The organism is Alkalibacterium thalassium (assembly GCF_900101165.1).
In the GTDB taxonomy this organism is placed as follows: domain Bacteria; phylum Bacillota; class Bacilli; order Lactobacillales; family Carnobacteriaceae_A; genus Alkalibacterium; species Alkalibacterium indicireducens.
The window spans coordinates 1-4,651 of the sequence record NZ_FNFK01000095.1 but is presented as its reverse complement, the minus strand read 5'-3'; the positions used below and the strand labels follow the sequence as shown (position 1 = coordinate 4,651).

Here is a 4,651-nt window from a genome sequence, read left to right as displayed (position 1 = left end):
GGTATATGATGTTCGCCTTAATATCCCGTGAAGAGAAGGATCCGCGCACCATCGGTGAGCTGTTTTATTTGTGCTGTGATGAAATGGAGAACATTCGATTCGCGCAATCGCTGTTTCTCGTAATGGCCTGTCTGAAAGAAACATTAATGAACGAGTTAGTACTATCTGAACAACATGTTCAAGACTTGTTAGATACCATCTTTGATAGTTTACCGGAACTCTTCAAGCCATTTTTAAAAGAAAATCAGCTGAATCAAATATCAAAAGCGGCATAATAATCGGTACCAAGTCAATGACACCAAGGGTCAAAGGCTATTTTTTAACTGCAAAACTTGAGTAAATCACTTATATGCGAATGATTAGCTGTTTTGACGTTTATTAAATTCGTGAATAAAGAAAGTTAGCTTAACGGTCATATGTAAGCGTTGTATTAGTGGTTGGATAACAGGAATAAATCGTTCTGTAAACGATTAAAATTTTCTCATTTGAAATATTGTGGTTCATTTTAACGGCAATTAGATTTAGGATAATAACTATACTACCCGGAGCGGCATTATGATGATCGGCCTTTTACAGGCAGCCACTCTGGTATTTATTTTTGTTCTAAATATTAAGATGGAGGGTTATGAGTGGACATACAACAGTTACTATTCACCTTTTTTGGTGGACTGGGTATTTTCCTGTTCGGTTTAAAATTTATGGGAGACGGCCTGCAGAAATCAGCAGGTGACAGCTTACGAGAGATTTTAAACAGATTTACGGCAACACCTTTTCGGGCAATTCTTGCGGGGATTGCTGTTACAGTAGCGATTCAAAGTTCATCCGGGACAACGGTCCTGGCTGTTGGACTGGTCAGCGCAGGGTTTATGAAACTGAGGCAGGCGATTGGGGTCATTATGGGAGCCAATATCGGTACAACGATTACAGCGTTCGTTATCGGTCTGGATATAGGAGCCTATGCACTGCCTATATTGGCTGTTGGATCATTTATGATTTTCTTCTCGAAGAAACCGATCATTGCCACGATTGGTCAGACAATATTCGGTTTCGGGGCATTATTCCTCGGACTCGAGCTCATGGGGGACGCCATGTATCCGTTGAGAGACCTGCAAGCTTTCAGAGATCTGATGATCAGCCTTTCTGAAAACCTGCCACTAGGTGTAGGAATAGGAACACTGTTCACTTTCCTTGTACAAAGCTCCAGTGCCAGTATCGGAATACTGCAGGAACTCTATTCTCAAGGTCAAATCGCTCTTGAGGGCGCACTGCCGATCCTTTTCGGAAGTAATATCGGAACCACGATCACAGCAGTACTGGCTGGTTTAGGATCAAGTGTTGCTGCTAAGCGTACAGCAGCCTCTCATGTTATCTTTAACCTAGTTGGTACCGTAGTTATTTTAATGATTGTTGGACCGTTCACTCAGCTAATTTATGCAGTCACACCGATTTTCAATTTGAATCCGGCAATGAGAATTGCATTCGCTCATGGACTCTTTAATGTGGTCAACGTACTCATTCAGATGTGGTTTATTGACCACCTGGCGAGACTAGTCACTAAAATCATCCCTGGTGATGATTCGATCATCGACTACGACACTACGCTGGATCATTCGATCATCAATACTGTACCATCGGTAGCCCTAAACCAGGCTAAGCTGGAACTGGGTCAGATGGGGGATTTCGTTGTTAAGGAATACAAGGAAATGTTCAAGTATTATCAGAAACAGCAGGATGAAGATTTGGCCAATGCCCTTCATTTAGAAGAGATCGTTAATAAAATCGACATGAACCTGACAGAATATCTGATGAAAATTTCGGTGGAGGATCTGCCGGTCAAAAGTGCCGTAGAACACTCCCAGATGATGGACATCACCAAGTATCTGGAACGTATCGGAGACCATTCGGAAAATATTATCAGCAATGTCAACGAAGCCGTCAAAGCAAGCAAGAAAGCAGCTAAATCTAAAGGATTGAAAGAGCCGGAAAAAATCTTTTATGATGAGGATCTAATTGCACTGTTCCATCTGGTTCAGCAGAACATTGAAGAAGCCATCAGCTCTTTCATAGAAGACAGCTATTCCTTAGCCGGAAAAGTACTTCAGCGTGAAAAAGAAGTCAACCGCCTGGAAGAAGACATCCGCCGTAAATACATTCAGCGCCTGAACAGCGGTGAAGGCCGTCCTTCAGACGGAATTCTGTTTGTAGATATCGTATCAAACTTGGAGAGAATGTCTGACCACTCGGTTAAGATTGCTAAACACGCAATTGGACTAAGATTCCCGTTCCAGCCTGGTGATAGAAAAACTGTATCAAAACATACACGTGCATTTGAAGGAAAAGATAATTAAAAAAATCAAGTAAAAGGAGTGAGTGGAGCTGTTCCACACACTTCTTTTATAATAGCTGTATCCTGAGAAGCTTAAGTCAGCAGATACTGAAAAAGAGCTGACCGATTTGGCCAGCTCTTTTTCAGTTCAATCATTCTTTGTATACCAGTTCCATTTTAAATCATTTGATTACATAGAGTCCCAATGTGCTCAATAGTAATTTCCACTACTTCTTCGGACTTCAGCCAGTTGGGATCCTTCTGTTCGACAATGACGCCACTAGGTGTTCCCGTGAAAATCAGATCCCCCGGTTTTAGCGTCATGTACTGGCTGGCTTCACTTACTATTCTCTCTACAGAAAATATCATATTGGATGTTGAACTGTTCTGCACCAGTTCGTTATTGCGCTTAGTGTGGATCGATAAATTATTGACATCTTCAATTTCGTCTTTAGTGACTAAGGCAGGACCAACTGGACCAAAAAAGTCGAAAGTTTTTCCAATCATCCATTGTGAGGATTGGAACTGATACTGTCTTTCACTTATGTCATTACCGACAGTATAGCCGAGAACGGCTTTCTTAGCTTCTGATTCACTCACACTGTTAGCGTAATCCCCGATCATTATGACAAGTTCCGCCTCATAATCGACTTTTTGAGAAATAACAGGGAGCGGGATAACTTGTTTATGCGCTGCCAATGCATTTGGAAATTTGTTAAAAAATACGGGGTTCACAGGAACGTCTGCACCGGTGGCTTTGACGTGATCGACATAGTTCAATCCGACACAGAGAATTTTTTCGGGATCGCCTATGACAGGCAGGTAGCGGAAGTCTGATTCAGACAATAGATATTGACTCATGTCAAAATGAAGCTCTTTCGCGCGATCAAGGACAGCCATCAGCTGCTCAATACCTTTGTCGTGATCCTTAAGCAATTTTCTCATCGTCAGCGGAATGGGGCAGTTTAAATGATCAGCTAACCTGTCCATTTCCAGTATCCCGTCTTCTAACTGGATACCTAAACGCTCTGTTGAACTTTTCGATAGATTGTAGCGTACAAGTCTCATTATACTATCCCCTTCTTAGTAGCTAATTGAATTATAGTCTAAACAAAGGGATATGACAAAAATAACGTTTGTGATTACTGAGCAATACCGGATAAGTAAACCTTGCTCTTGGATCCTGTTTTTAGTACACTTATGAGACGGATGTCAGTGAAGATAGTGGAGGAATGTACGATGGCAAAGCGCAGCAATAAACAAATAGAAGTTGAAATCAATGAGACAGCTAAAAATACTAAAGATTATACGGAACTTGAACTGGTCGTCAGAAAGAAGGTAATTGGGAAGATCATGCAGAAGAGTAACGGACCTGTTACTGTAGAATTTAAGTCCGGAAAAAAACGTACGGCCCGGTCAGTGGACGAAGGTATCCAGCTGATTATTGAAGAATACAACCTGCACGACGAATAATATAATATAAGAAGCAAAGCAGCCGATCCTGCTTTGCTTTTTTCAATCTAAGAGAATGCAGTTCAGCCCTGAGATTGTCAGCGAACTTCATTCTGTACACTCAATAATGAAGTTCGCAACCTGATTCGTCAAGCGAACTAAATCAGTAAGATGATGGGTGTAGTTCACACATCAAAAATAATAGTGAACTACATTCTAGTCTTGTCAAAATGCATTTCAGATCTTATTTCTCTGATGAACTAAACTAAATTTCTGATTAAAGGAATACGAAACTAAACTCGAGAGTTGACACTCCCACAGCTAAAGCAGTGGGATTCTTAAGTGCTTTGTCGAACGCAGGCCATTTCTGTTTTGTTCAAGCCTTAAGTTTAAGGGTGTGCCATCACCCCTCCCATGGCAGAGCCTATAGCTCCATGGGCACTCATACTGTGACCATATGAGTTAGGTTGTTTGGGCGATATTCAGAGCTCCCACTCTATCCCGATGCCCCCGGTAGCCGCACCCGCACTGATACGTTCGGTCAGTTACTTTATTTCTGGCCTTACATGTCGGGCAAGTCTGAGAGGTATACTCTGGATTGACCTTTTTAACAACGATACCGATTTCTCTTGCTTTATATTCAATGAAGTCTGTTAGTTGAGCGAATGTCCAGTTATGCAGAATCGCTGTGTGTTTTCCTCTTTGTCTTGAGGTCCGGCGAATGCCGGAAAGATTCTCCAGATGGATGGTGCCACAGTTCGTGTCTCTCGCAAACCGTACTATGTGTCTGGCAATCTTATGATTAATATCCTGCATGATTCTCGCTTCTTTATCATTGAGTGTCCGAATAGCGTTCAGTTTCTTTTTCTTCCC

The 4,651-nt window shown here is 41.8% G+C and carries 4 protein-coding genes and 1 pseudogene; 3 read left to right on the top strand and 2 right to left on the bottom strand.

Translation table 11 applies throughout. From position 1 onward, the window contains the following. Both BLR76_RS11940 and BLR76_RS11250 read left to right on the top strand, forming a co-directional pair. Window positions 1–275: pseudogene (locus BLR76_RS11940) on the top strand (hypothetical protein); the annotation flags it as partial. A 354-nt stretch (window positions 276–629) separates the two neighbouring features. Next, window positions 630–2,348: a Na/Pi cotransporter family protein gene (locus tag BLR76_RS11250; protein WP_091268977.1), complete on the top strand. Its 1,719-nt coding sequence runs from the start codon at window positions 630–632 to the stop codon at window positions 2,346–2,348. A 155-nt stretch (window positions 2,349–2,503) separates the two neighbouring features. Here the strand turns inward: BLR76_RS11250 and BLR76_RS11245 are convergent, their stop codons facing one another. Beyond that, window positions 2,504–3,394, bottom strand: a complete 891-nt coding sequence (locus BLR76_RS11245) for a fumarylacetoacetate hydrolase family protein (RefSeq protein ID WP_091268975.1) — start codon at window positions 3,392–3,394, stop codon at window positions 2,504–2,506. Between the two features lie 171 nt (window positions 3,395–3,565). Here BLR76_RS11245 and BLR76_RS11240 point away from each other — a divergent pair, with 171 nt between their 5' ends. Then, the gene (locus BLR76_RS11240; protein ID WP_091268973.1) at window positions 3,566–3,799 is read left to right on the top strand and encodes a DUF2969 family protein; all 234 of its coding nucleotides are present in this window, start codon (window positions 3,566–3,568) and stop codon (window positions 3,797–3,799) included. Window positions 3,800–4,240: 441 nt separating this feature from the next. Here the strand turns inward: BLR76_RS11240 and BLR76_RS11235 are convergent. Next, window positions 4,241–4,651, bottom strand: a 411-nt coding sequence (locus tag BLR76_RS11235; RefSeq protein WP_143009258.1) for an RNA-guided endonuclease TnpB family protein, incomplete at its 5' end; no start/stop codon positions are given.